18 protein-coding genes and 3 pseudogenes are annotated in these 26,947 nt (G+C 44.1%); 10 read left to right on the top strand and 11 right to left on the bottom strand.

The features are described 5' to 3' along the window. Positions 1 to 605, bottom strand: a 605-nt coding sequence (locus tag B3D59_RS02460) for a hypothetical protein (protein ID WP_286817505.1), incomplete at its 3' end; no start/stop codon positions are given. Between the two features lie 133 nt (positions 606 to 738). Between B3D59_RS02460 and sucC the strand changes: the two genes are divergently transcribed. The 3 genes from sucC (at position 739) to B3D59_RS02475 (ending at position 3,202) form a co-directional block, all read left to right on the top strand. Then, complete coding sequence (gene sucC / locus B3D59_RS02465; RefSeq protein ID WP_286817506.1) at positions 739 to 1,899, top strand: ADP-forming succinate--CoA ligase subunit beta; 1,161 nt, start codon at positions 739 to 741, stop codon at positions 1,897 to 1,899. A 2-nt stretch (positions 1,900 to 1,901) separates the two neighbouring features. Beyond that, a complete protein-coding gene (gene sucD, locus B3D59_RS02470; protein ID WP_286817507.1) occupies positions 1,902 to 2,795 on the top strand; it encodes a succinate--CoA ligase subunit alpha in 894 nt (297 codons plus the stop codon). 170 nt (positions 2,796 to 2,965) lie between these two features. Beyond that, complete coding sequence (locus tag B3D59_RS02475; protein WP_286817508.1) at positions 2,966 to 3,202, top strand: MgtC/SapB family protein; 237 nt, start codon at positions 2,966 to 2,968, stop codon at positions 3,200 to 3,202. 2 nt (positions 3,203 to 3,204) lie between these two features. Here B3D59_RS02475 and B3D59_RS02480 read toward each other — a convergent pair whose 3' ends face one another. Together B3D59_RS02480 and B3D59_RS02485 are read right to left on the bottom strand one after the other, a co-directional pair. Continuing rightward, complete coding sequence (locus B3D59_RS02480; protein ID WP_286817509.1) at positions 3,205 to 4,458, bottom strand: (Fe-S)-binding protein; 1,254 nt, start codon at positions 4,456 to 4,458, stop codon at positions 3,205 to 3,207. Next, on the bottom strand, positions 4,455 to 5,864 hold the full coding sequence (locus B3D59_RS02485) for an FAD-binding oxidoreductase (protein WP_286817510.1): 1,410 nt from the start codon (positions 5,862 to 5,864) through the stop codon (positions 4,455 to 4,457). The genes B3D59_RS02480 and B3D59_RS02485 overlap by 4 nt, the downstream gene beginning before the upstream one ends. 361 nt (positions 5,865 to 6,225) lie before the next feature. Here B3D59_RS02485 and B3D59_RS02490 point away from each other — a divergent pair, with 361 nt between their 5' ends. Beyond that, positions 6,226 to 7,680, top strand: coding sequence for a DUF3360 family protein (locus tag B3D59_RS02490; RefSeq protein ID WP_286817511.1), 1,455 nt, complete (start codon positions 6,226 to 6,228; stop codon positions 7,678 to 7,680). 185 nt (positions 7,681 to 7,865) lie between these two features. On the opposite strand, the gene B3D59_RS02495 is transcribed toward B3D59_RS02490, so the two are convergent. Next, on the bottom strand, positions 7,866 to 8,351 hold the full coding sequence (locus B3D59_RS02495; protein ID WP_286817512.1) for a universal stress protein: 486 nt from the start codon (positions 8,349 to 8,351) through the stop codon (positions 7,866 to 7,868). 505 nt (positions 8,352 to 8,856) lie between these two features. On the opposite strand from B3D59_RS02495, the gene iscB reads away from it, so the two are divergent. Together iscB and B3D59_RS02505 are read left to right on the top strand one after the other, a co-directional pair. Next, entirely contained in the window at positions 8,857 to 9,855 is a 999-nt protein-coding gene (iscB, locus tag B3D59_RS02500) for an RNA-guided endonuclease IscB (RefSeq protein ID WP_286817514.1), read from the top strand. A 76-nt stretch (positions 9,856 to 9,931) separates the two neighbouring features. Further along, the gene (locus B3D59_RS02505) at positions 9,932 to 12,520 is read left to right on the top strand and encodes a DUF294 nucleotidyltransferase-like domain-containing protein (protein WP_286817515.1); all 2,589 of its coding nucleotides are present in this window, start codon (positions 9,932 to 9,934) and stop codon (positions 12,518 to 12,520) included. A 12-nt stretch (positions 12,521 to 12,532) separates the two neighbouring features. Here the strand turns inward: B3D59_RS02505 and B3D59_RS02510 are convergent, their stop codons facing one another. Further along, positions 12,533 to 15,025 (bottom strand): DUF294 nucleotidyltransferase-like domain-containing protein, encoded by a 2,493-nt coding sequence (locus B3D59_RS02510; RefSeq protein ID WP_286817516.1) that lies wholly within the window; start codon positions 15,023 to 15,025, stop codon positions 12,533 to 12,535. Between the two features lie 307 nt (positions 15,026 to 15,332). On the opposite strand from B3D59_RS02510, the gene B3D59_RS02515 reads away from it, so the two are divergent. Then, entirely contained in the window at positions 15,333 to 17,222 is a 1,890-nt protein-coding gene (locus B3D59_RS02515) for a DUF294 nucleotidyltransferase-like domain-containing protein (RefSeq protein ID WP_286817518.1), read from the top strand. Between the two features lie 68 nt (positions 17,223 to 17,290). On the opposite strand, the gene B3D59_RS02520 is transcribed toward B3D59_RS02515, so the two are convergent. The 6 genes and pseudogenes from B3D59_RS02520 to B3D59_RS18270 form a co-directional block, all read right to left on the bottom strand. Beyond that, on the bottom strand, positions 17,291 to 18,103 hold the full coding sequence (locus tag B3D59_RS02520) for a hypothetical protein (RefSeq protein ID WP_286817519.1): 813 nt from the start codon (positions 18,101 to 18,103) through the stop codon (positions 17,291 to 17,293). Between the two features lie 208 nt (positions 18,104 to 18,311). Continuing rightward, on the bottom strand, positions 18,312 to 19,079 hold the full coding sequence (locus B3D59_RS02525; protein ID WP_286817520.1) for a succinate dehydrogenase/fumarate reductase iron-sulfur subunit: 768 nt from the start codon (positions 19,077 to 19,079) through the stop codon (positions 18,312 to 18,314). Beyond that, complete coding sequence (locus B3D59_RS02530) at positions 19,079 to 20,992, bottom strand: fumarate reductase/succinate dehydrogenase flavoprotein subunit (protein WP_286817521.1); 1,914 nt, start codon at positions 20,990 to 20,992, stop codon at positions 19,079 to 19,081. Before B3D59_RS02530 ends, B3D59_RS02525 begins: the two co-directional genes overlap by 1 nt. Positions 20,993 to 21,020: 28 nt before the next feature. Then, positions 21,021 to 21,662, bottom strand: a complete 642-nt coding sequence (locus B3D59_RS02535) for a succinate dehydrogenase cytochrome b subunit (protein WP_286817523.1) — start codon at positions 21,660 to 21,662, stop codon at positions 21,021 to 21,023. Between the two features lie 370 nt (positions 21,663 to 22,032). Then, a complete protein-coding gene (locus B3D59_RS18265) occupies positions 22,033 to 23,013 on the bottom strand; it encodes a phosphate acyltransferase (RefSeq protein ID WP_414646511.1) in 981 nt (326 codons plus the stop codon). A gap of 3 nt (positions 23,014 to 23,016) precedes the next feature. Continuing rightward, positions 23,017 to 24,294 (bottom strand): annotated as a pseudogene (locus B3D59_RS18270) (malic enzyme-like NAD(P)-binding protein); the annotation flags it as partial. A 476-nt stretch (positions 24,295 to 24,770) separates the two neighbouring features. Between B3D59_RS18270 and B3D59_RS18415 the strand changes: the two are divergent. From B3D59_RS18415 to B3D59_RS02560, 3 genes and pseudogenes are all read left to right on the top strand, one after another. Then, positions 24,771 to 25,861: pseudogene (locus B3D59_RS18415) on the top strand (ABC transporter substrate-binding protein). 1 nt (position 25,862) lies between these two features. Beyond that, complete coding sequence (locus B3D59_RS02555; RefSeq protein ID WP_286817526.1) at positions 25,863 to 26,738, top strand: branched-chain amino acid ABC transporter permease; 876 nt, start codon at positions 25,863 to 25,865, stop codon at positions 26,736 to 26,738. Continuing rightward, positions 26,739 to 26,947, top strand: a pseudogene (locus B3D59_RS02560) (branched-chain amino acid ABC transporter permease); the annotation flags it as partial.

The raw sequence follows: 26,947 nt of genomic DNA on the forward strand, positions 1-26,947 counted from the left end.
TTATCTTCAGAATGGGTAAAAGGAATATTTAAACCCATTCCCCCAGTGCCTGTGGTGCCGATTTTAAGGTACATTTTTACTTGATGATCATTTAAGGCCCGCCATAAAATTTCAATATGTCGCACTAACTGCGGCGTATACTGGGTACCTATAAGGGTTTCAATTTTCTCTAAAAGCCTATCATCAACCGCGCTTTTTGCGGTTTGGACCTCTTTGAGCAAGCGCCTGCTTTCAGAAAAGAGGTCTTGATACGCTATGGCTGTTGCTGTGTTGACACTGTCTATAACGATATCCGGGCGTTCTTCTTGAATCATCCGGTAAAGATAAGATTCGTTAAGAATCTCTTGATTAAGCGGGTCGATAATGTCCCTAAGGTAGCGTTCCCGTGTTTCGCGTTGAGACAAGATCGTTTTTCGTCCCATGTCTTTAAAAGCACGTCGGCAAAAAATATCACCCGTGATACCTGAAAATTCAGTTGTTGCGCTGAGCGCTTTTAACTCGTCTAAAGTCTTTTCAATCTTGGAAGAAGATCGACCTGTAATTGTAATGGCTGCCGGCTGTTGTTCCGGATGTGACAGTAAGCTACGGCATATAGCTTTTCCCACTAATCCTGAGCCACCTATAATAGTATGCGTTGATTGCTGATATCCATGTTAATGCACTTTCAGTTTTGTTTGAAATGATATATCGTAATTTTAATTTTAGCAGATTGTGGATTTGTAATATAAGGATGTTTGCATGAAACTGCATGAATATCAAGCCAAAGAAATGTTGCGACTCTCGGGAATCGAGACGCCTGTTGGTGTGGTGGCGCACACAGCGGATGAGGTGGAAACCTTGCTGAGGCAAATGAATATCACCCGCGGTTTGGTGAAGGCGCAAGTGTTGACCGGCGGTCGTGGAAAAGCGGGCGGGGTGAAGTTTTTTGAAAGCGTTGCCCAAGCGCGTGAGATTGCCGACAGCATGCTGCAGACCACCCTGGTGACGAAACAGACGGGGCCCAGTGGTGAATTGATTTCCAAGGTTTTGCTTGAGCAACCCGTGGAGATTAGCCAGGAGTTTTATTTGGCGATTCTCATTGATCGCGCCAAGTCGTGCCCGACCATGTTTGTCTCTTCAGAAGGGGGGGTGGAATTCGACGAGGTTGCGGAAAAATTCCCCGATAAAATATTGACAATTGCATTGTGTGAGGAACCTGATTTTAGAGCCCTGGCGCGTCAGATCAATAAAGTCTTCCAGTTGGATAAAGAAACGTTTGAAAACTTGGTGGTTCTGCTTGAAAAACTTAACCACGCCTTTATTCACAACGATTGCACGCTTTTGGAAATCAATCCTCTGGCCCTGTGTGTAGAAAATGGGCGGCTATTGCCTTTGGACTGCAAGGTTAACATTGATAGCAACGCCCGGTTCAGGCAAAAACAATGGTCGGCATGCTTCAATAATGAATTAAATGAACACGAGCAGACCGCTGCAAAATACGGGCTGAAATATATCAAATTAGATGGTAACGTGGGATGTATGGTGAATGGGGCCGGCCTGGCGATGGCCACCATGGATACCATCCTGGCCAATGGACATGCGCCTGCGAATTTCCTGGATGTGGGGGGTAGTGCTTCTGAAGAAGCGGTAACGCAAGCCCTGAAAATCATTACCTCAGATCCTAATGTCAAAAGTATTCTCATTAATATTTTTGGCGGCATCTTAAAATGCGATATCATTGCCCGGGGAATCGTAAATGCTGTGAAGCGTACGGGAGTTAAATTGCCCCTGGTGGTTCGTCTCGAGGGTACGCATAAAGAAGAAGGATTGCAAATCATAAAGGATTCCGGATTGGCGATAACCCGTGTCGATAGTTTAGCTGAAGGCGCCCGCTTGGCCGGGGCAGCAGCGGAGGATTGATCATGTCTGTATTAGTGAACAAAGATACCGTATTGATGACCCAGGGCATCACAGGCAAAGCTGGCCTGTTTCATTCCATCATGTGTCGTGATTATGGCACTCAACTGGTGGGCGGAGTGACACCCGGCAAAGGGGGGCAAGTGGTGGAAGGGTTCAAAGTCTTTGACTCAGTCCAGGAATGCAAGGAAGAGACCCATGCGAATGCCACCATGATTTTTGTGCCGCCGCCTATTGCCGCTGCCGCCATTATTGAAGCCATTGATGCCGAGATTCCTTTGATTGTGGCAATCACCGAAGGAATTCCTGTGCACGATATGATCAAAGTAAAGCGGTGTCTGTATTTGAGCGACAGCGTTTTAATCGGACCCAACTCTCCGGGGATCGTAACGCCGAATCAAGCCAAGATCGGAATTGCGCCGGGCAATATTTTCAAGCCGGGTAAAATAGGGGTAGTCTCCCGTAGCGGTACTTTGACCTACGAAGCGGTCTATCAAACCACCTTGAACGGACTAGGGCAAACGACAGCCATTGGTATTGGGGGTGATCCGGTTCATGGCATAACTTTTGTGGATGTGTTAGAGCTATTTCGTGATGACCCTGACACTGAAGGGATAATACTTATCGGTGAAATCGGCGGCGTCGATGAAGTGAAGGCGGCTGAATTCATTGCTGATGAAATCAAGGTTCCGGTTGTTGGATTTATAGCCGGAGTTTCGGCGCCTGCCGGCAAAAGGATGGGGCATGCCGGCGCCATTATTGAAGGAAAAGGCACCAGTGCAGGGGCCAAGATCAAGGCGCTCACGGAAGCGGGGGTAACTATTGCCCCCGATGCGACGCTCATTGGTGAACTGATGCTGGATCGTATAAACGCAAGGCAGAAGTACGGCATGCGTTAAAGGTCGTGGGCTTGGTCATAACATCGGCCACNNGCGTAGGTTGGGTTGAACGAAGTGAAACCCAACAACTTATCGGCGTTGGGTTTCGTTCCTCAACCCAACCTACCAAAAATTCGGATGGCCTAAAATATGACCAAGGCCAATGTCGTCACTGGAAATGGTAGATCGAAATGATTCAAAATTCTATTTTTGAACAATTTGTTAATTTTGGATTAACGGCTCTGGTCGGTTTTGCTCTGGGTTTGGAACGGGACATGGCCGGATCTGAAAATCCCCATGCCGGGACGCGTGATTTTATCCTGATTGCCTTGATTGGATCGGTTTCAGGATATTTGAGCCAATTTTTCCAAAGTCCCTGGATCATTTTGGGCGGATTTTTAGGTATATCGTCCGAGATTGCTGCTTGAAATTACTTGACAGGCAGTGCCTGGTTGACCAGTTCCAGAAGATGAACTGCCCTGGCAGGAATCTTTTGGCGGTTAAGGCTGTCCTGGAGCTGAATTATGCATCCCGGACAGGCCGTTGCCACGATCTGGGCGCCGCTTTGGGCAACATGCTTCGCCTTTTGGTTACCGATCTCTTGACTGGTTTCGTAATGGTGAACGGAGAAGGTCCCGCCCAGACCGCAGCAGGTTGCGGCATCCGCCATCTCAACATAGTCGACCTGGGGCAAGGCGGAAAGCAACTGCCTGGGGGGGCGGGTCAGACCGTGATTCCGCAGATGGCAGGGATCGTGATAGGTCACCTTAACCCGGTCCGCTGATCGGGGAAGCGCTTCCAGTCTGGCTGCCAGGCCCATATCCATCAAAAAATCCATGATGTCCCGGGTCTTTTCGGCAAAGGGCGCATAGTCTGTCCCAAGGCTAGGGTAAATCCCGGCCAATGCCCCGTAACAGGAGGCGCAGGCCGTGAGCACATAGTCAAACGCGTGGATTTTTAAAGCCTTTAAATTTCTTTTGGCGAGGGTGTCCACCGCATCCCCCGCACCGGCGGACAGGGCTGGAAGCCCGCAGCAGACCTGTTCGTCGGGAAGGGTCACATGAATTTCCATGAAATTGAGAATTCGGACCAGATACTCACCGATTTCAGGGTATATATAATTGATAGCGCAACCGGTAAAAAACAGCACCCTGGGGCCTGCTGAACGCGAAACCGTCTGCCGGAGTTCACGCTTTAAAAAGGGTTTGAATGACGGTTTTGGAAAGGTGCGTTCCTCAGGTATGCCCGGCACAGGAAACCGCAGTCGCAGGCCGCTTGTGTCGGGAATCTGCCGGCACAGGAGTTTGGATGCCAGATCTGAACCTTTACTCATCCAGTCCATGACCTTTTTATGCGTCAGCAAGGCCGCCACGCCTTTTCCAAATCCGGACAGCCCATTTTTCCGGGCCACCTCCCTGCGGGCCGCCGCCACAATCTCCGAGGTAGGCACCTGGTTAGGACACAGGTGGGTGCAACTGCCGCACAGCAGGCACTGGGACAGTTCATGGACCAGTCTCTCTTCGGCAAAGAGTTGCCCGTCCATCATGGCCTGGGCAAGGGCGATTTTTCCCCGGGCCACAGCGCCTTCCCGGTTTTCAGCCTTGAACACCGGGCATGTGGCCCGGCAGGCACCGCACTTGACACAGGCCTGGCTCCACTCCCGGTATTGTTCCAGATCTTTCATTTCATCTCTCCTGGAAGCGCGTGGGCATCGTCTGGAAAAATCTTGCCCGGATTGAGAATATTATGCGGGTCCAGGGCTTTTTTTAGTATTTTCATATATTGGATGGACTGACTTGACAGCTCAAGGGAAAGATAAGGGGCCTTCATGATCCCGACGCCGTGTTCTCCGCTCATGGTTCCGCCCAGTTCCAGGGTGGCCCGGAACAGCGCCTCAACAGCCTGATCGGCCTTGGCCATTTGCTCAGCATCGGATTTGTCCGCCATGATATTGACATGGATATTTCCGTCGCCGGCATGCCCGAAGTTCACAATGGGCAGGTTATAGTGGTCGGAAATCTTTTCGATCCGCCGGATCATCTCCGGCAGTTTGGATCTGGGCACACAGATATCTTCGTTGAATTTTTCCAGTTGAAGTTTTCTCAATGAGGGGGATACTGCCCTGCGGATTTTCCAGATCTCTTCGCTTTCCTCAAACGTATTCGCCACCCGGTTCTCCAGAACGCCGAGAGATTCAATCACGTTCAAAATCCTTTGGGCCTGCTTATCCAGGAACTCCGTGTCGCCATCCACCTCAATAATCAGAGCCGCTCCGGCGCCTTTAGGCAAGGACAACCCGGCGGTCTGCCTGAGACAGTCCAGGGTCCGGCCGTCCATGAATTCGAGGGTGGCGGGAATGATCTTCTCGCGGATAATGGCGGATACGGCCTTGGCAGCACCGTCAATGGCATCAAACACCACCAGCATGGTCTTCTTGGCCTGGGGTTTGGGAAGCAGCTTGACAATGATCTTGGTGATAACGGCCAGGGTTCCTTCCGAACCGCAGAAGAGCTTGGTCAGGTCGTATCCCACTACCCCCTTCATGGTGGTGCCACCGGTTTCCATCAGATCGCCTGAGGGCGTCACCACCTCCAGGCCGATAACATAGTCCTTGGTCACGCCGTACTTGACACACCGGGGACCGCCTGCGCATTCGGCCACGTTCCCGCCTAAGCTGGAGACGTTCAAAGATGCCGGATCCGGGGGATAAAACAGCCCCAGCGCCTCCACAGCCTTTTGAAAGTCCCCGGTCACGACACCGGGTTCCACAACGGCCACAAGGTTTTCCTGATCAATAGTAAGGATGCGGTTCATTCGGCTCATCCCCATGACCATTCCTCCGTGGACCGGCAGGGCGCCACCGGTGAATCCGGTGCCGGCCCCCCTGGGATAAACCGGGATACGGTGGTGATGGGCAAGTTTCATGATACGGGATACGGCCTGGGCATCCGCAGGATGCACCACCACATCCGGAAGGAATTGTTTGCGCGTGGCATCATAGCTGTACAAGATGCGGTCCGTCTTGTCGCTGCTGACAAATTTGGAACCACAGATCTCTTTGAGCTCCTGAATCACTTTTTCAGATATCATAAATTAAGTTTCCTGCTGCCGGTAAAATGAAAAAAATTTGTACTATAAATGGCCAACCCGGTCAAGCTGGCAACTTTAGGAACCGGTCTTAAATAACTTGCTCATTTTGCCTGACTTTTGACCTGATCATCATATGGGTTGATAGAAAAGCAAATTCTAATAAATAGTTCTTGCATTCATTAAGGGAAAAAGGTAGAGATTTTCAATTCGGATATCGTTCAGGCAAAGGGCCTTGTTCGAACCGTACAAGGTCTTTTTTCTAACCAAGGACCTTATTTTTTTTTACCTAAGCACACCGAAAGGTGGATGCGACGATCCAACAGAAAATCGGTAGGAGTAGGAAAGGAGAGGGAGATTTGAAATGGTAGAGAACAATGAAAAGTCGTATGTCGAGCAACGTAAGAAAGCCAGCGAGTTTAAGACGCGAGCTGAGTATCTTGACCATGAACTGACTATTATGAAATTCCGTCGCTGGCGGGTCAACCTGCCCTTCCGGGATTACGGCATCGAAATCGAGGACTTTGTGCCGGCCATTGCCGCCACCATCGGAAAGGTTGTGATGGTAACCGCCATGGTCGCCGCCTTTGCGGACCAGTATAATCTCTCACCCGAATTCATTGCAGAAAACGTCCGGTATGAGATGCTGATCGCAGGGGCTGTCTTTGTCCTGCTTTTTTCGGCATTCCTTAATCCGAATTCAAATCTTGCGGGCACCCACGGCCCGATGATCCCTCTCATCCCGATTGTTGCTGCAGCGGGCGGGCATCCACTGGCGCTGGGTATTCTGATAGGCTTATTCGGCCTAATTCTGGCCGTCACAAAAGGCGGTTCCAAATTGATGAATCTGACCGGAATCGGAGTCCGGGGAGGGCTTTTGATCTATCTGGGTGCCGTTGGACTTATTGGACAGATCGGCAACCTTGGAAAATGGGCGACAGCAGGTGGTGTCGGCGTGGTTTCCTTTGCGGTCATCGGCGCAACCGTGCTTGTCTATGCCTACCTGGCGCGTGTCCAGAAGCGCTGGCTCGCCATCCCTCTTTGTTCCGCCATCGCAGGTATCATCGCATTCACAATGGGCGCTGATTTCAGCTTTTCTACCCCGCCGGGCCTTCCCCATTTTGATCCCATGTGGTGGTGGGGTACTGATACAGGATGGAAAATGGGACTTCCGAACATGGGCCATTTCATTGCCGTTATTCCGTTCTCCATTCTGGCCGTTGCCATGTGGTCGCCGGATTATCTTGGACACCGGGTGTTCCAGGAACTCAACTACCCGAAAGAGGCCAAAGCCGTCCTTATGGACGTGGACGATACCATGATGGTAGCATCTATCCGCCAGGCCATCGGTTCCTGCCTTGGCGGCGGCAATATCGCCTCATCCTGGGGTACATACATGATTCCCGCAGCCATTGCCAAGCGCCCCATTCCCGGCGGTGCGATGCTAACCGGCATTTTCTGCGTGGTGGCCGGCATACTCGGCTACCCCATGGACCTTGCCATGTGGGAACCTGTTCTGCGGGTGGCGCTTCTTGTCGGCGTATTCCTGCCGCTCCTTGAAGCGGGAATGCAGATGGTCAGCAACCATAGGGATTCCCAGAGCGCCGGAACCTGTATTTTTGCCTGTGCCTTTGTAAATCCGGTTTTCGGCTGGGCCGCGGCCATGCTCCTGGATAACCTGGGGCTCATCGGCGATACCGAGCGGGCCAAAACCCTCACCTGGAATGAGAAACTTATCATCCCGGGAGTCATGTTTATCGTCTGTGTCGTCTCCCTTGGGCTGGTGGGTCAGCTTCCCGGAATACCCGGCATCTTCTAAACACTTACTGCCACCCGGTCCGGGGCAGCCATTTGAAAAGCCCGTCGATGCCTGGCATCGACGGGTTTTATAAATTCATAACAGCAACAAGCCGTCTTCATGAAAAAGAATTGGGGCGGTCGATTTCATTTCATTATGGATACAAGCTGTTCCGTTAAGTTCATGACATTGAGTTGCGCTCAGGGTTATTTCGGATTATTTTCACATTCCATGCGATAAGGATTAATAGTCATAACCGGACAACATGCTGTTTTAACAACCGTTTCTGCAACACTACCTAACAATAGTCGATTTAAACCCTTATATCCATGAGTACCCATGATAATAAGTTGCGCGTTTGCCCAGGCGGCATAATTTACAATTCCCTCTGCAATATCCCCAGAGATAACTTGTCCGTTAATAGAAGATACGCCCAAAGCATTGAACTCTTTCCTATGCGTTTCGATAAAGGCGTTCATCCGTTCTTTAGCGGCATTAAGCAACTCATCTCTCATCGCAGGTAGACTCGATTGAGGCGTAAATAATGTTGCATAATCCTCAAATTTTTCAACAACAAAAATCAAATCAAGACATGCTGAAAACTTCCCGGCAATACACGCAGCAGTATTGACAATCGTTTCTGTATTATCTGAAAAATCTATTGGGGTTAAAATACGTTTGATATCTATCATAAGCGCTCCTTGTCTTTAGGGTTTAAGACTCATTTTAATGATTGTCGCTTTTTATAAGATCTGACTGTAGTATACATAGTTTGAAGCCGGCAATCTATATCAGATATAAAAAAAAGCGCAATTGAGCTATGAGATAAGCGATCCCTCACTGTCGGCCAAAACAGATGTTTGGTGAAAAAGTGACTTTTGTTCCAGAAGACTTTGAAACGCAGTCATTTATATGCTAACTATTGTCCGTTGAAGAAACAGCGCAAGGATACTGCAGTCAACTACCCCTCCTGAATCATAGATTCAGAAGGGGCTTGTAAAAAGCCCTATGTTGACCCGTCTAAGTGCTTTGCGCACTACGTTAGATCGGAAATAGGTACCCCTGGGGTGCTTGCCAGCTCCAGGCGCTACGGCAAGTAGTTAAACAGGTGTAAGAGGTTAAACCGGTGCTGCTTGCGCTAAACCCGGTCATAACATTGACAAGGCAAACATTACCCTGGAAACAGGAGAATTTAGATTGAACGTATTTGTTTTAGATACAAACAAAAAACCACAAAATCCAGTGCATCCGGCAAAGGCCCGATTCCTTTTATCGGAAGAGAAAGCGGCGGTTTTCAGGCAGTATCCTTTCACAATTATTTTAAAAGAAGAGATTGGGGTAAATCCACAAGCACTTCGGGTTAAAATTGATCCAGGCAGCAAAACCTCCGGCATTGCCGTCACTGATGATGCCACAGGTGAAATCGTTTTTGCTATGCAATTAGAACATCGAGGCCAACAAATCAAAAACGATCTGGAATCCAGACGGGCAATCAGAAGATCTCGGAGAAACAGAAAAACCCGATACAGAAAACCACGATTTGAAAACAGAATCAGACCAGAAGGATGGTTGGCGCCATCATTGAAAAGCCGGGTTCACAATATTGAGACGTGGGTCAATCGATTATGCCGATTCAGTAATATTCAGGAAATCTCAATGGAGCTTGTTCGTTTTGATATGCAGAAAATACAGAATTCCGAAATCTCCGGGGTTGAGTATCAGCAAGGGGCACTTTCGGGATATGAGGTACGGGAATATCTTCTTGAGAAGTGGGGCAGAACGTGTGTCTATTGTGGCAAAACGAATCTGCCACTGGAGATTGAGCACATTCTCCCGAAATCAAAGGGCGGTTCAAATCGCGTCAGCAATTTGACCCTGGCATGTACAGAATGCAATCAGAAGAAAGGGAACAGGCCGATTGACATCTTCCTTTCAAAGAGGCCGGAATTACTGAAACGGATTCAAGCCAGGGCAAAAGCGAAATCCCGGAAGAAAAAAGTTAACGGTTTTCAGACAGGTGATATTGCCAAAGCAATTGTGACTTCCGGAAAAAAGGTTGGAACATATATTGGTCGTGTCGCCGTTAGAAAAAGTGGATTTTTTAACATTAAGACAAGAGAAACGACCATACAAGGTATTAATTGGACGTATTGTCATATGCTTCATATGTCTGATGGATATTCATATAACATTTGACTTACAGACTTTAAGGAGGACGGCAGGAGACCCCTCCTGAATCATAGATTCAGAAGGGGTCTCCTGCCGCATTAAGATGAAACTTGAAGACCATGTAAAGCGAACCGAAGAACTTTTTGGTATACCAGGGCAAGATATACACCAATGGCTTGATGGCTTTTTTGATACAAGCTCATTCGAGAGACTGCTTGCAGGACAAGGCCCGGCCAATTACAACCCCTATGCCCATAGAAAATTTCGTCATTGCCTTGAGGGGTTGGAAGAAGCTTATGAAAAGTTTGAGGGCAAGTATTCTCGTGAAGAAATCAAAAAGGTATTTGAAACACACGTAAAAGATGACTACAGGGGCTACCTTCCCAAAAGAGAAGACTTTGAAAACGGTACGTTCACAGAAAAATATCATGACGCAGCAGAGACAGAAGATAAAAAAATACTGAGCTTTCAGGAGCTTACAGATTATTTCCAAGGCAAATCCTACAATTATCAAAAGGAGAAAAGCGAAAAATTTTTTGATAGCTTCGGTACTCGCATTGTGTTGCCGACTATATTGGCGATAATACTCTTTATCAGTTATATATTTTTTTACGTGGTTCCTCTCTTTGAAGATAACATGCTCAACCAGAAAAAACTGATGGTCAAGGAGCTGACAGCAACAGCAGCAAGCGTAATTACACACTATCAAGAATTAGAAGAAAAAGGAGAGCTTACCCCTGAAGAGGCCAAACAGCGTACTATAGATGCAATAAAAACGATGCGCTATGACAGCCAGAATAAAAATTACTTTTTTATCATTGATATGACCCCTAAAATGATACTTCACCCCTATCGTCCGGAGCTGACAGGCAAGGATCTAAGGGACTATACAGATGAAGAAAATAAAAGCGGCAAAAAACTGTTCGTTGAGTCCGTTCGCATTGTAAAATCTGATGGAGAGGGATATTTAAGATATCATTGGCAATGGAAAGATGACCCAAACAAGAGTGCTGAAAAGCTATCCTATGTAAAAGGAATTCCCCAAAGAGGTTGGATTGTTGGTACAGGTATATATATTAATGACATTTCAGAAGAAAAAGAGTCTTTGCAGCTGCATATTTTTCAAATTGTTGGCGTTACTGTTGACGGACTATTTATGCTGTTAGCCTATTTTCTTTTACAAAGTAAACGCATTGAAAACGACCGGAAGAGGGCGGAAGCAGGTCTAAAAGAAGTTAAAGACCGCTATCGGGCGCTGGTCGAATCTTCAAATGAAGGCTACCTTCTGACGATAGACGGCAGAATTGTATATTCAAATTTCAAATTGCAACAAATGTTAGGATATACTGCCCAAGAGCTTCATCAAACCGATATCTGGAATATTATATTTCCTGATATGAAAAATAACAGCAAGTTAAGAGAACACCTTATCAATAATGTATTCAAAAACGGCTCTGATTCAGGAGAATTTGAGGCTGTAGCTGCTGATTCTGTTGGAAATTATCTTGATGTTATTATTACAACGTCTCGCATATTTCTATCTGAAAAACACGGGCATGTTATTTCTTTACGGCCTATTGTTCGTAAAAGCGATATTGGGATTGGAACCGCCACAAATCTTCCAATTGATTATAAACCCATTCATGAGTCTCTTATCAAAAAAATCAGGGAGAGTAATAGAATTGGGCATGTTGTCCAAAACATGAATAAACTGCCGGCAATTATTCGAGAAATGATTGATTCCGGTGCCAGGGCGAGAGCGTTGCGTACGGTGATTGGTACGACATATGATGAAGTTATCGTTCGTTGTATCGAGTTGTCAATAGATGAAATCGGTCAACCGCCAGTTGCTTTTGCATTCCTTTCTCTTGGCAGCAATGCAAGGCATGAGATGACCATGTTCTCAGACCAGGATAATGCCATCATTTTTGCAGATACCACCCAAACACCTCCCGACAAGATAAGGGCATATTTCCTGAAGCTTGGAGATAGGGTGTGCAGCAAGCTCAATGCTTCCGGTTATCGTTTCTGCCCAGCGGGTATCATGGCTTTACATCCCAAATGGTGCCTTTCTGAAAAAGAATGGCATAAAAAATTAAAAACTATAATGAGCGCGCCAACAACTGACGGGTTTCGTGATTTTAATGTATTCTTCGATTTAAAATGTACTTATGGCAATAAAGATTTAGCAACCTCAATTCATTCACAAATTCAATTGTTAATGAAGCAGTACCCTCTATTTATCAGTTACTACGCGAAAAATGCGTTGATAGATAAATCGCCTCTCAATGTTTTTGGAGGGTTAAAAGCTGAACGTCAGGATGGTGCAAAAACCTTGAATCTTAAAGAGGCACTGCGTCCGATTGAGATTTTCTCAAGAATTTATGCCTTGAAGCATGGAATTAATACCGCAAATACGATTAAAAGACTGAATGACATTAGAGGCAAGGAAGAAATATCCGAAGAATTGTATAAAGAAACTGTATATATATTTAATTATATCTGGCGGCTAAGGTTTTTCAATCAGATTTTTAAACATACCGATTTGCACAAAGTGGATGATGATTTAGACATTGAAGAACTCAATAATTTAGAGGCTGGACATCTAAAAGAACTTATTGCCAGGATCTACATGCTTAGAAGAAAAATCAGTCTTGATTTTATCGAAAGCCTTCCGGCGCAAAAGGTATAAGGGCCTTGGAAACTACCGTCCCTTAAACTCCAAATTCAGTTTTGTTTGCATTTCAGAAATCAATGAATAGACTTTCTTCAAGGTTGATTTCTCAATTTCGGTTAAGCTGTTAATATTTATGGTATTATCAGGCTTCCTGAATTCTTTTAGTGCATTGGTCTGGGTATGAAACCGTAATCCCATTAAAAAATTGTATGCTTGTTTTAACTCCCCATACATGGGTTTTTGAACCACGTTTTGATTTAATAATTGTTCAAGACGTTGCAACGTATTGGTTTCAGCAATTTTGCATTTCAGGGAGAAAACCTTAATAAACGTAACAACCGGAAGAAGTATTTTTTTAATATCAAATGTTTCATTATCACCACTGGGAATGTTTCCAAAAATGTTTAACGGGGATCTGTACTGAATAACAGTTTGGGCAAGATGATAAACAAAAATGGCTTTTTTATCAATTAGCAGGTTTACATGTTTTCTTAGTTCGTCCGTGAAAAAACTATCTCCATAAATACATCTGAAATCGAAAAAAACGGCGGTGTCGATTATATTTTGAGGTTGGGGGGTGTTAATCCAGCCTGTAAATTGTTTTTTCCAATCGGATAAGGTTAACGTGTATTTTGGATTTTTGGCCATCATTCCACCTATACATAACTCATATCCAACATGGGCCAGGTGATTGTTCACAGTTTCAGCAAATTTCAGGAAATAGTTTTTAATTCTTTGGACATTATCTTCCCCAACATCTTCAAAAATAATGGCATTATCCTGGTCAGTGGCAATGGTTTGTTCTTTTCTTCCTTCGCTGCCCAATGCAACAAAAGCAAATCTGCATGGAGGCTCACCATGGTCTTCCAAAGCAAAAGTTATGATACGATTTGTCATTGCATCGGATACTGATGTAATAATATGGGTTATCAATTCAGTTTTATTACCACTTTCCAACAATGCATTAACAAGAACTGGTATCTTGTCATAGATCATTTTAAGTTCATTAACATCTTCGGCATATTCAATTTCACTAAGGATGTAGCTTAATGAGTTATGCTGAATTTCCAGTATATCTTTACGGCTAAGAACACCGACAATTTCATTTTTATCATTTTTTACAGCCAGATGACTGATTTTTTGTTTTCTGAATTCCAAAATCACTTCGTAAAGTAAGGCCGTATTTGAAATGCAAATAATTGGGGAGGTCATCACTTCCACAAGCAGGCACTTTCCATCTTTGTCCCTTGCTAAAACGCGTTTACGCAGATCACTATCATCGACAACGCCAAGCATTTTATCACGATCGGCAATAAAAATGAGGTTCATCTTTTTCCGGTCCATTAATGAGGCGGCTTCAGCTACTGTTGCTTGAAGGTTGGCTTTTACAATCGGCTTTACAAATTGAGAAATTGGCTGGTTCATTAATAGCAGCGAGCTTTGAAGTTCGCTGCTTAAATTCTGGACAATTTTTTCTGTTTGTTTTTTTCGTGATACATCTTTTGTGACCACAACATATGTTTCCTGTTCTTCAAAGAAAATTCTTGTTACAGAAATCACAACATCATGAAATACAGCTTCACCTTGTTTTACCTGGGTTTCAATGGAGCTGGATTTGTTGGTTTTTGCAACAGACTTTGAAACTTCTTCCCAGCTAATGCTGAAAATATCCTCAAATTTAGACGCAACAAGTTCTCTATGTGTTTTTCCGGTGAGCTGTTCAAACATGTGATTGGAAAAAATGATCCTGCTGTCTTTGATCATAATTGTTCCTTCTGATGAAGCTTCCACCAATGTTTTGTATTTTTGCCTTGATTGTAAAAGTTCATCTTCGGCCTTTTTTCGCCAGACTTCAATTTTAAGGCTTTGGATAATTATAAAAGCAAGAATAAGTATAATTATTGCTGATATTAATAGTGAAGTCTTTGTTAACCTTTTTTTTAAAGCACCTATTTCAGATTGTACATCATCCAGATAAATACCGGTTCCTATAATCCAACCCCAATTTTCAAAGCCTTTTACGTATGATAGCTTTGGAACAATTTGAGTAGAATCGTCTTTCCATTGCCACATGTAGTTGATAAACCCTTCGTCCATTGTTTTTACAACTTTGACTGCTTCAATAAACAACCTTACCCCTTGGGGGTCTGTGTAATCATCCAGCATTGAGTTATTGAGTTCGGGACGATAGGGGTGCATGATCATTACTGGTTTCATATCAGTAATCCAGAAATAATCTTTTCCCTCGCTACCATATCTCATTTTTCCAATTTTTTTTGCAGCAAGGCGTTGGGCTTCCTCAAGAGTAATTAAAGAATCCTTGTATTCATCGTCATATTCTTTTATTAAACTCCATGCCGTGTTGGTCAGTTCCCTGATCATTTCCTTTTTTTTGTTCATCATGTTTTTTTCAAATGATGGTATTAGGATCACATAGATTGAAGTGATAAAAAGCAAAATGGTAAGTATGGACGGTACGATAATCGAAAAAAAGAATTTTCGTATGACTTTGTTTGACATGGCGTGTTTATTCTTTAATCTTTAGTTGTGCGTTCGTGATTTTTAAAGCTATGTATTTTACATACCATAGAGGGGTATTTAAGAAAAGAATAAGAATTTCATTTTTTCAAGCAGTTTGAGCTTTGCATTTTTATTTTAAATTTTTGATATAAAATACAATAGGTTTTATATATTTTATTTTAATATGAATTAATATATATACAATAAGTTGGACCGTTTTTAGGATGCTTTTATAAAAAAGCAGGCGAAAGTTCTTCAAAGTTGAAAAATTTTAATTCGGACATACGAAAAATCCTAAGGATAAAATATGAGTCAAGACTATTTTTTATTTTTATCAAATATTGAGCCTTTTTCTTTTTTATCTGAAAAAGAGATTAAACATATATCAGACTTGATTCAAGTTGAGTTATTTAATGAAAAAAAAATATTGTTTCGTCAGGGAATATCAAGATTAGAAAAAATATATATATTAAAAGAAGGCACAGCAGAGCGCTTTTATGAATCTATAGATAAAAAAATAGTCAAAGATGCTTTACATAAAGGTGAAATTTTTGGCGGAATATCAATTCTTTTGAATGAATCTATTGCAATAAGATCTTTGGAAATACAGGATAATACCTCTTTTTATACATTTCCTAAAAATGTTTTTATATCGTTATGTGATAAATATGAGGAGTTTAAATACCACTTTACCAATATATTCGGAAAAAGAATGCTTGATAAAACATATTTAAATCTCATTGTAAAAAAAAGAAGTGATAAAGAACAATCGATACAATTTTTTAGTAATTCCATATCAAGCGTGATAAGACGGAATGTCCTTTTCTGCGGTGTAAACAATTCTATAAAAGATGCTGCAATTTTAATGAAACAGAACAGATGCAGTTCTATTCTAATAAAACAGGACGGCAGATTTATAGGTATAGCTACAGATCAGGATTTTAGAAATAGAGTTGTGGCTGCTGATTTAAAAATTTCAAATCCTATTTCAGATATAATGTCTGATCCGTTAATAAGCATATCAGAACATTCAAGTGTCTTTGAAGCCTTCATAAAAATAATGAAAACAGGCGTAAAACATTTAGCTGTAATCAACAATGAGAATGATGCAGTAGGCGTGATTTCAAATAGCGATCTTATCAATGCCCAAGGCAAACTTCCTTTTTTATTTATAAAAGAAATAAATAAGGCTGTATCCTATGAAGAAATATCAAAAAAACAAAAACAGCTCCCTCAAAGCATTTATATCTTAATAAATGAGGGTGCAAAAGCTCAAAATATAAATAACTTTGTTACTGCAATAACAGATGCGATTTTAGAGAAGCTGATAAAATTTGCTATTGAGGAAATAGGACAACCTCCTGTCAAGTTTGCCTTTATGGTTATGGGAAGCGAAGGAAGAAAAGAACAAACGCTTAAAACAGATCAGGATAATGCGATTATATTTGAAGATGTAAATGGGGAAGAATTCGAATCCGTAAATGCATATTTTTTAAGGATAGGCGAACATGTATGTAATATGCTTGATAAAATAGGATATGATTTTTGTCAAGGTGATATAATGGCAAAAAATCCCAAATGGTGTCAGCCTGTTTCTGTATGGAAAAAATATTTTAAAGAATGGATATATAACGCGAATTCCGAGGCCCTTCTCCAGATAAGTATTTTTTTTGATTTTCGTTTTGGATATGGAGATATAGGTTTAGTAAATGAGCTTAGAGAGGACCTTTTTAATCTTTTGGGCAACAGCAGGGGTTTTTTCAGGTATATGGCTGCAAACACAACTCATTTTAGAGTACCTATAGGTTTTTTTGGTAATTTCATTGTTGGATCTAAAGGTGAATTTAAAAATACTTTTGATATTAAAGCCCCTATGATGCTCGTGGTAGATTTTGCAAGAGTATATGCGCTTCAACATAAAATATCGGCTACAAATACTATGGAACGATTAGAGTTGCTATATAAAAAAAATGCAATAAGCGGATCCGATTATAATGATATCACTCATTCTTATAGCTATATGATGAATTTAAGATTTATCAATCAAATAAATGGAATCATCAATGAAGGTGGAGAACCTAATAATAATATTAATCCTAAAAAGCTATCAAGAATAGAGCAGCAGACATTAAAAGAGATATTTAAAAAAATAGAAGCGTGGGTAAAACTTCAACAGGATTTCTTAAGAGTAATATGATTTGGAAAATGTTTCTCAAAAAAGACAATAAAAATAACGGATCGGTTTTAAGGGGTGAACATCAGAACTTACAAATCTGAGGGCGACTTATCTTCCGGTTTGTAATCAATAATTGCTTGGGCTTGGTCGGATCGTTCCTCCAACAAAAGCGGCAGTCCTGATTGGGAGTGGTAATCCAGACTAAGACGATGCTTTTGGATTTCGGTCTGGCTTTCAATACTTTTTTTAGCCAGCAGGTAGCGAAGATAAACGATCCAAAGCCCTACGCCGAAAGAAATCACTAACAGTGCTATAAATATCCATTTGTACTGAATGAAAAAATCAATCCCGATATGCCCTATATAGGTGAGCATGTTTGGAATGATCCAGTATGAAATCACACCAATGAATACCAAAAAGCCGATGTTGAAAATATTCATACGGCCAATGCGGTTTAAAATCGACTCCAACTTAGTCTCAGTGACTGGTTGATTTACAAGCCCTGGGTCGTTTCCCGCCACTTTCTCACCATGGAAAATCACAAGATAGGCTTTGACAACAAATGCAAAGAGCATCATAGCCCCAATGGGTATACAGATGGCCGCCACGAACCAGGCCCGAAATGGAAAAGGTACTTTTTGGGTATTGAGTTGTACCGTGTAATTTTCAAGGGGGCCAAATACCTGCTCAAAATTATGTTTGTTGAAATCGCTTAGATTATTCCCACTGGATTCGTGTATGAGATTACCCTGGTTATCTATGACCTGAAGGATGGATTTTTTGCCTGCCGTCATGGCCGCCAGGGCGAAAATTTCGATTTCAAGCAAGAAAATGCCCACAATAATGATAGTAAAAAGGCCCTTGTTTTCCTGCAATAGATTGGTGATTCGAGATGATTTCACGGCATTACTTTTCTTAACACTGGCAATTTGGCCAAATTATACATAGGAATAAGAATCAATTTAAATAATTTCAAAAACAGTCGATGCCAATTAATTTTTATCATTCTTGCTGTGTCTTTGTTCATTAAAATTAATACATGCTATTTTAAATTTAAAAAGGTGGGACAAACTAAAGTCCCACCCTGTAATGTCTCTTTATTGCTCAGCTTTACATAGATGTAGAGCAAACCCCTGCTGACAGGAACTCTCTGTTCATACGAGCAATATTGGTTATTTGAATATTTTTAGGACATGATGCTTCGCATTCTCTTTCGTTTGAGCAGTTGCCGAAGCCGCAACTATCCATAGCTCTTACCATAGCCAATGCGCGTTTAGCTGCTTCAGGTCTACCCTGGGGAAGCAGAGCAAGATGGGAAATCTTAGCACCGACAAAAAGCATTGCAGAAGCATTCGGGCATGCAGCAACACATGCGCCGCAACCAATACATTCTGCTGCATTCATAGCAAGTTCACCGGTTTCATAGGTAACCGGGAAAATATTTGCGTCCGGAGCGCCCCCGGCTTTAGCAGTTATATAACCGCCAGCCTGGATAATCTTATCAAAGGCACTTCTATCGATAACAAGATCTTTTACGACCTTAAACGCTTTTGCTCTGAAGGGCTCAATAAATATGGTGTCACCATCTTTGAAACGTCTCATGTGAAGCTGGCAAAGGGTAGTTCCTTTTTCTTCTCCGTGAGCATACCCGTTTACAACCTGACCGCACATTCCGCAAATACCCTCGCGGCAGTCATGATCAAAGGCAATGGGTTCTATACCGGCAATTGTGAGATCATCATTAACGATATCAAGCATTTCCAAAAAAGAGGCGTCAGTAGAAATATGCTTTGCCTGATAGGTTTCAATTTTACCTTTCTTTTCACCCCTCTTCTGGCGCCAGACCTTTAGTGTCAGATTTAAAAATTTTTCTTCCATCACTTGTAGCTCCTTTGCGTTAATTTCACACTCTCAAAAACAAGTGGTTCTGTGTTACGTATCGGGTCTTTACCTTCACCCGCATATTCCCAAGCAGCTACATGGCAGAAGTTTTCATCATCTCTCTTGGCTTCGTTTTCTTCTGTCTGGGACTCTTCCCTGAAATGCCCACCACAGGATTCTTGACGGGTCAGCGCATCACGGGCCAGAAGCTCGCCGAATTCAAGGTAATCAGCAAGTCTGTAGCCTTTTTCCAGAGTCTGGTTAAAATCTTTGCTGCTTCCTGTGACATCCACATTCTCCCAGAAGTCTGCGCGAAGTGCTTGAATCTTCTGGATCGCTGTTTTCAGTCCGGCATCATTACGGGCCATGCCGCAGTAATCCCACATAATCAGGCCAAGCTCTTTGTGAATATCATCAACGGTTCTCTTACCCTTAATATTCATCAGCTTGTTCAATTTCTCACTAAGCTGTTTTTCTGCATCTTTAAACGCCTGGTGAGAGGTGTTTACTTGAGACAGAGACTGGGTTGCAAGGTATCCGCCGATGGTATAGGGAAGGACAAAATATCCGTCTGAAAGGCCCTGCATCAATGCACTTGCGCCCAAACGGTTTGCGCCGTGGTCAGAGAAGTTGGCTCCACCCAGACAGAAAAGTCCGTCACGGCTTGTCATCAGGTTATAATCAACCCAGGTGCCGCCCATAACATAGTGGATGGCAGGATAGATTTTCATGGGCACTTTATACGGATCTTCATCCTGAATCTTATGGTACATCTGGAAAAGGTTGCCATATTTTGCTCTGATGACAGCTTCACCATCGCGTTTGATTGCTTCGGTAAAATCCAGATATACGGCAAGTCCTGTGTTGCCAACGCCTCTTCCTTCATCGCACGCTATTTTTGCATTACGGGAAGCCACATCGCGAGGAACAAGGTTACCGAAACTTGGATATTTACGCTCCAGGTAGTAATCTCTTTCGTTTTCAGGAATTTGATCCGGACTGCGTTTATCTCCCTTATTAATTGGAACCCAAATTCTACCGTCATTTCTGAGACTTTCACTCATCAGCGTCAGTTTAGACTGGTAGTCTCCATGCACGGTAATACATGTGGGATGGATCTGGGTATAACATGGGTTGGCAAAGGCGGCGCCTTTTTTGTAAGCAGCCCAACATGCAGAGACATTGGAATGCATACCACTGGTGGACAGGAAGTATACATTGTCGTATCCGCCTGTGGCAAGAACTACGGCATGGGCTGAATGACTTTCAATTTCTCCGGTTACCAGATCACGGCAAACAACACCCCTGGCGCAACCGTCTACAACAACGATATCAAGAATATCTTTTCTTGGGTACATTTGTACACCGCCAAGCCCGATTTGACGGCTTAGCTGGCCGTAAACGCCGAGAAGTAACTGCTGCCCCGTCTGCCCTCTGGCATAAAAGGTACGTTGAACCTGGGACCCGCCGAAGGAACGGTTGGCCAGAAGCCCACCGTATTCTCTTGCAAAGGGAACACCTGTGGCAACACACTGGTCAATAATATTGTTGGCATTCTGTGCAAGACGATAGACATTTGCTTCTCTTGCACGGTAATCCCCGCCCTTGATTGTATCATAAAAAAGATTATAAACGCTGTCGCCGTCACCAGGATAATTTTTTGCTGCGTTGATACCGCCCTGGGCTGCAATACTGTGTGCTCTTCGCGGAGAGTCTTGGATGCAGAAATTTTTTACCTTATACCCAAGATCTGCCAAAGTTGCCGCGGCTGAACCGCCGGCAAGTCCTGTTCCCACAACAATGATTTCAAATTTTCTTTTATTTGCAGGATTGACTCTTTTTAAATCAAATTTATATCTATCCCATTTGCCCTCTAGAGGACCTGACGGAACATTGGAATTTAATTGCATGTATCCCCCTGATTATTGATAGTTATAGCTATGATATCATATTAAAAGCGATTGGAATTAAACCGAATCCTGCCCCGACAATTACACTAAAAAGCATACCAAACCCTCTGACGATAGGCATATACTTCGGATGACTGGCGCCAAAGGACTGGAAAGCACTCCAAAAGCCGTGATTTACATGAAATGCCACCACTACCATAGAGACGATATAGAACGCAAGATACGCAGGCTTGGCAAAAACCCCGGCTGTGACATCAAAGGTAGTTAAGGTGGAGTGATCGGCAAATTTCATAGAAACAAGATGAACTACTATAAAAACCAATATAAAAAGACCTGTGTAGGGCATAGTTCCCGATGCCAATGTCCGGCCGCCGGCATTTGACTTTTTCTTGTATTTAACAGGTCTTGCAGCAAGGTTTTGAAAATAGAGAATAAGTGCCGTACCGATGTGAATGAGGGCAAAAACAATCAAACCCGCTTCTGCGATGTGAATAAGTACCCCAAGCGCATGAAGATGCTCAACATAAGCATTGAATGCATCTTTTCCGCCATAAACAAACAGGTTTCCAATGAGGTGACTTGTCAGGAAGAGGCAGAAAGCGAGACCGGTTACTGCCATAAACTGCTTCTTGGCTATAGAGCAGCTAAAAGTTCGTACCAGCCAGTTCATAATTTAATCCTTTCTAAATTCGACAGAATTGCATAAACTTATGCAATATTGCCTTAAATTTTAATAAAATTAAATACTAAATCGTATTCAGCGAAAAAGTGCCAATATTTTTTTTATCTCCTCCTTTTAATCCTCCTTATTTTGACTAATATTATTAATATATACCCATTGTAATACCAAACAAAATAAAGCCCTGTCGAATGTCGAATGCATACGAACCATGAAAGCTTAAAATTTATAAACAATACATATTGAATTGTCAATATAAAATTATCAATTAATTTTTCTACAATTTTGGTAATATTTTCAAAGACTTCACTTCTGACACAGGTGCTTCAACACGCTGTTTTTAATGAGTTTTTAATGGTTATTATGCCAGTTCGTTCATCTGCGCGTCATTGACAGCCACTGCTGCCATATTGACAATATCCGAGACATCATCTGCGCGCTGCAGCACATGAATGGGTTTTTTCATTCCCATAAGGATGGGGCCCACAGCAACGGCATTTCCCAATTTGGCAAGCATCTTATAGGTAATATTACCTGATTGCAGGTCCGGAAAGATAAAAACATTTGCATCCCCTCTGAGGTTGGAGAAGGGATATTGACTTTTGACAATTTCCGGATCCAGGGCAACATTAGCCTGAATTTCCCCGTCTACCGTCAGCTCCGGAGCCCGTTCCTTAACCAGTTCGGTTGCTTTTTTCACTTTCTGGGTTAATGGATGCTGGGCACTGCCGAAGTTGGAAAAGGAGAGCATGGCAACGCGTGGCGTGATGTCAAAACGCTGTGCCTGTTCAGCTGCCAAGATGGCGGTTTCCGCCAGTTCTTCTGCGGTCGGTTCAATGGTAACGGTGGTATCGGCGCAAAAAACCACCTCTTTTTTGAACACCATCATGTACAGGCCATGCACCTTAGACAAGCCGTCCTTTTTACCAACCACTTCTATGGCCGGCAGGATGACATCAGGATAATGGGCATTGATGCCGGAAAGCAGGGCGTCCGCATCTCCTTGTTCCACCATGATGGCGCCGAAATAATTTCCATCCTCCTGCAGACGGCGACGGGCATCATAGCGTGTCATGCCCTTGCGTTGGCGCTTGGCAAAGAGCACTTCCGAATACGCGTTAAGTTTTTCACTTTTACGAGGATTGATGATTTCCGTTCCCCGCAGCTCAATATTGAGAGCATTGGCCTTTTCGCGGATGACTTTTTCTTCGCCAATAAGAATCGGGATGGCTATCCTTTCGTCCAGGAGTACCTGTACGGAACGCAGGATTTTATCTTCTTCACCTTCCGGAAAGACCACTCGTTTAGGTGCCGCTTTTGCTTTGTTGATCATGGTACGCATGATCTCTTTTGAGCGCCCCTGCAATGCTTCCAGGTGTTCGGTGTATTTCTCCATGTCCAGAATGGGCCTGCGGGCGACACCGGAATCCATGGCTGCCTGGGCAACGGCGGGTGCCATGCGTAACAAGACCCGGGGATCAAAAGGTTTGGGTAGAAGATATTCACGCCCGAATTTGATTTCACTGTTGCCATAGGCACGGCGTACGGAATCGGGAACATCTTCTTTTGCCAGTTGGGCAAGGGCATGAACTGCCGCCAGTTTCATCTCATCATTAATGGAGCTGGCATGGGTGTCCAACGCGCCACGGAAGAGAAAAGGAAAACACAAGACATTGTTTACCTGGTTGTTATAGTCAGAACGTCCGGTGCCAATGATAACGTCATCACGCACTTTTTTTGCCTCGTTCGGCGTGATCTCCGGATCAGGATTGGCCATGGCAAAAACAATCGGGTCTTTGGCCATGACGCGCAGCATGTCGGCGGTCAGCGCCCCTTTGACCGAAACCCCGAAAAAAATATCCGCACCTTTCATGGCATCTTCAAGGGTACGGGCATCCGTTTGTGCTGCCAAGCGTTCTTTATACGGGTTCATACCCACGGTGCGACCTTTATATATAACACCCTTGGAATCGCAGAGGATCAACTTTTTTTTGTTAACACCCATGGAAATTAACAGGTTGGCGCAGGCAATCCCGGCGGCTCCGGCCCCGTTAAAGACAATTTTGATCTCTTCGATCTTTTTTTCCACGAGTTCAAGGGCATTGATCATGCCCGCTGCGGCAATAATCGCCGTTCCGTGCTGGTCATCATGGAACACCGGGATGTTCATGGTTTTTTGCAGCGCTTCTTCGATATAAAAGCATTCCGGCCCTTTGATATCTTCCAAATTGATACCGCCAAAGGTCGGTTCAAGCAACTGTACTGTACGGATCAATTCGTCGGGATCTTTGGTGTTCAGTTCAATATCAAAAACATCAATGTCGGCAAAACTCTTGAACAGGACGCCTTTCCCCTCCATAACCGGCTTAGCTGCAAGCGGGCCGATATCTCCAAGGCCGAGCACTGCCGTTCCGTTGGAAACAACAGCGACAAGATTTCCCTTGGTGGTATATTCATAAGCCATATCCGGCTCTTTTTCAATTGCCAGACAGGGTTGCGCAACACCTGGGCTGTAGGCAAGAGACAGGTCTCTGCTTGTTGCGCATGGTTTGGTGGTGATGACTTCAATTTTACCCTTACGGCCACTCCGGTGATATTCCAGGGCATCAATGAATTTTGACATTGTTTATTCCTTTAAATATAGGTAAATAGCAGTCTATTTAACGCAGGATTTAGGGCAGAAAAAGAGGTATTATGTATTTTTTATATTAGGGCTATTTCTAATATAGATTAATTTTACATATAAAACAAACAGCAACTCAAAATAAAAACAGACTTTTTAAACTTAAAACCGATTAAATAAAAAACAACCCGAAAACAGGTCGGCTAAAAAGGCTTGACACGAACGGCCCGCTTAATTAGGTATGTAGCCAATACCTGATGTACAACATAAGGAAACATAGGAATTACCGGAAACTGCCGTTTTTTTTACTTTTATATATATTTTTAGACGCGTCTTTTTCAGACCCTCTGCACGGGGAGCCTTGATGTAGACCTTTTAAGAGAGAACAAAGGATCTTAAACCATTGGCGGACCGGAAACCGGGAAAGCCCATGGTTTTTTTTGCCGAAAAAATTTAATGATAAAGGAAGAGTTACCATGAAACAAAAACACCTTGTACTTGCAATGCTTGTCACTATCCTGTCGATATTTCTGGTATCAGGGGCCATGGCGGCAGACGTTTACAAAATCGGTGGCATTTTTTCGGTCACCGGAAGTGCCTCGTTTTTGGGAGATCCTGAAAAGAAAACTATGGAAATGGTGGTTGAACAGATCAATGCTGCCGGCGGCATTGACGGACACATGCTTGAGGCGGTGATCTATGACTCCGAAGGAGATCCTGCCAAAGCCGTATCCGCCGTAAACAAACTGATCCACAAGGATCAGGTCATCGCCATCATCGGTCCCTCCACCACACCGACTACCCTTGCCATTGTCAATTTCACTAAGAGGGCCAAAGTGCCTTTGATCAGCTGTGCCGCCGGCATTAAAATTACCACTCCGGTGGATCCCTGGGTATTCAAAACCGCCCAGAGCGATTTGCTGGCCGTGGCAGCCCTATACCAGCAGATGCAAGCCGCCGGCATTAAAAAAATCGGCATACTCACAGTCTCCAATGCCTATGGTGAAAGCGGGAAATTACAGCTTTTGGAACAGGCCGAAAAATTCGGTATTCAAATCATCTTAAGTGAAAGTTTTGGCGACAAAGATACCGATACCACTACCCAGCTGGCTAAAATCAAGGCCGCATGATTTAGAAAGAGCATTGACNNGACATTCCGCTGTACCAGAGCCACGGGGTTGGATCACCCAAATTCATTGAACTTGCCGGAGATGCCGCTGACGGCAACATCCTGCCCACGGGCAAAATTCTTGTGACCAGCCTTTTAGATGATTCCGACCCCCAGAAGAAAGTACTTGAAGATTATCAAACCGCGTATGGAAATAAATATTCCGCAGCCGTATCAGGATTTGGCGGGTATGCATATGATGCCGTGAAGCTTCTGGCCGGTGCATTAAAAGGCAGCGGCGGAGATAAGGAAAAAATCCGGGACAATCTGGAAGCCACCAAAGGTTACGTGGGGGCCACAGGAGAATTCAACTTCACTCCCGAGGACCATAATGGCCTATCCCCGGCTGCATTTGTCATGGTGAAAATCAAAAACGGCACCTGGACCCTGTTAAAATAATATGCAAGAAATTGTCCAATATTTGTTTTCAGGTATTACCACCGGCGCCGTATACGCCGTGATCGCCGTGGGGCTGTCCATGCTTTACAGCTCCACGGAGCTGATCAACTTTGCGCACGGGGAGTTTGTCATGATCGGGGCGCTTGCCATGGTGACGCTGTGGGTGCGCTTAAGCCTGCCCCTGCCCCTGGCCGTGGCAGGCGCTGTGGCAGCCGGCTGTATCCTTGGGCTTGTATTTGAACGGCTTGCCATCCGTACGGCCCGAAATCCTAAACCGATTACCCTGATTATTATTACAGTGGGGGCAGGCATTTTCCTGAAAGGCGCGGCCATGATTGTCTGGGGAAAAGACCCTTTCAGCATGCCCTCGTTTTCAAGCCATGAATCCATTGAAATTTTTGGTGCTGCCCTTCTGCCGCAGAGCATCTGGATTGTTACAGCCGCCCTGGTGCTGGCAGGCGGTATCCATCTGTTCCTGAAACAGACGCTCACCGGCAAAGCCATGGTGGCCTGTGCCGTCAACAAAAAAGCGGCCTGGCTCTCCGGCATCCCGTCGGAAAAAATGGGGATTCTGGCCTTTGGCATCAGCGCAGGCTGCGGGGCGGTGGCAGGGATCTTCATTGCCCCCATTACCATGAGCTCCTATGACATGGGCACCATCCTCGGGCTGAAAGGGTTTTGTGCCGCTATGATCGGGGGGCTTGGCAGCCTGTGGGGGGCCTTTGCCGGCGGACTGCTTCTGGGCATTCTGGAATCCTTGGGTGCAGGTCTCATATCGTCAGGTTTAAAAGATGCCATAGCTTTTGTGCTCCTGCTTCTGATTCTCTACATCCGGCCGGGCGGACTGTTTGCGGCCAAAGAGGCCAAGCGGTTTTAGATGATGACGGATAAAAATAAATATATCTGGATTGAATACTTAGGCTTTATCTGTGCCGTCTCTGCCTTTGGACTTGTCACGGAAAACACCTATTATCTTCAGATCATGACCTTTATCGGGATCAACACCCTCCTAGGATTAGGCCTTAACATGCTCATGGGGTACACCGGCCAGGTCTCTTTATGCCATGCCGCTTTTTACGGCATCGG

It is taken from the genome of Desulfobacter sp. UBA2225 (assembly GCF_002348205.1).
GTDB lineage: Bacteria > Desulfobacterota > Desulfobacteria > Desulfobacterales > Desulfobacteraceae > Desulfobacter > Desulfobacter postgatei.

Bases quoted from the DNA above. Each gene is read 5' to 3' on its own strand.
- B3D59_RS02495 (WP_286817512.1), bottom strand. From the start codon at position 8,351: ATGATAGATATCAAACGTATTTTAACCCCAATAGATTTTTCAGATAAT.
- B3D59_RS02480 (WP_286817509.1), bottom strand. From the start codon at position 4,458: ATGAAAGATCTGGAACAATACCGGGAGTGGAGCCAGGCCTGTGTCAAG.
- B3D59_RS02530 (WP_286817521.1), bottom strand. From the start codon at position 20,992: ATGCAATTAAATTCCAATGTTCCGTCAGGTCCTCTAGAGGGCAAATGG.
- B3D59_RS18265 (WP_414646511.1), bottom strand. From the start codon at position 23,013: ATGCGTACCATGATCAACAAAGCAAAAGCGGCACCTAAACGAGTGGTC.
- B3D59_RS02490 (WP_286817511.1), top strand. From the start codon at position 6,226: ATGGTAGAGAACAATGAAAAGTCGTATGTCGAGCAACGTAAGAAAGCC.
- B3D59_RS02535 (WP_286817523.1), bottom strand. From the start codon at position 21,662: ATGAACTGGCTGGTACGAACTTTTAGCTGCTCTATAGCCAAGAAGCAG.
- B3D59_RS02515 (WP_286817518.1), top strand. From the start codon at position 15,333: ATGAGTCAAGACTATTTTTTATTTTTATCAAATATTGAGCCTTTTTCT.
- B3D59_RS02510 (WP_286817516.1), bottom strand. From the start codon at position 15,025: ATGTCAAACAAAGTCATACGAAAATTCTTTTTTTCGATTATCGTACCG.
- B3D59_RS02485 (WP_286817510.1), bottom strand. From the start codon at position 5,864: ATGATATCTGAAAAAGTGATTCAGGAGCTCAAAGAGATCTGTGGTTCC.
- B3D59_RS02525 (WP_286817520.1), bottom strand. From the start codon at position 19,079: ATGGAAGAAAAATTTTTAAATCTGACACTAAAGGTCTGGCGCCAGAAG.
- B3D59_RS02475 (WP_286817508.1), top strand. From the start codon at position 2,966: ATGATTCAAAATTCTATTTTTGAACAATTTGTTAATTTTGGATTAACG.
- sucD (WP_286817507.1), top strand. From the start codon at position 1,902: ATGTCTGTATTAGTGAACAAAGATACCGTATTGATGACCCAGGGCATC.
- sucC (WP_286817506.1), top strand. From the start codon at position 739: ATGAAACTGCATGAATATCAAGCCAAAGAAATGTTGCGACTCTCGGGA.
- B3D59_RS02505 (WP_286817515.1), top strand. From the start codon at position 9,932: ATGAAACTTGAAGACCATGTAAAGCGAACCGAAGAACTTTTTGGTATA.
- B3D59_RS02555 (WP_286817526.1), top strand. From the start codon at position 25,863: ATGCAAGAAATTGTCCAATATTTGTTTTCAGGTATTACCACCGGCGCC.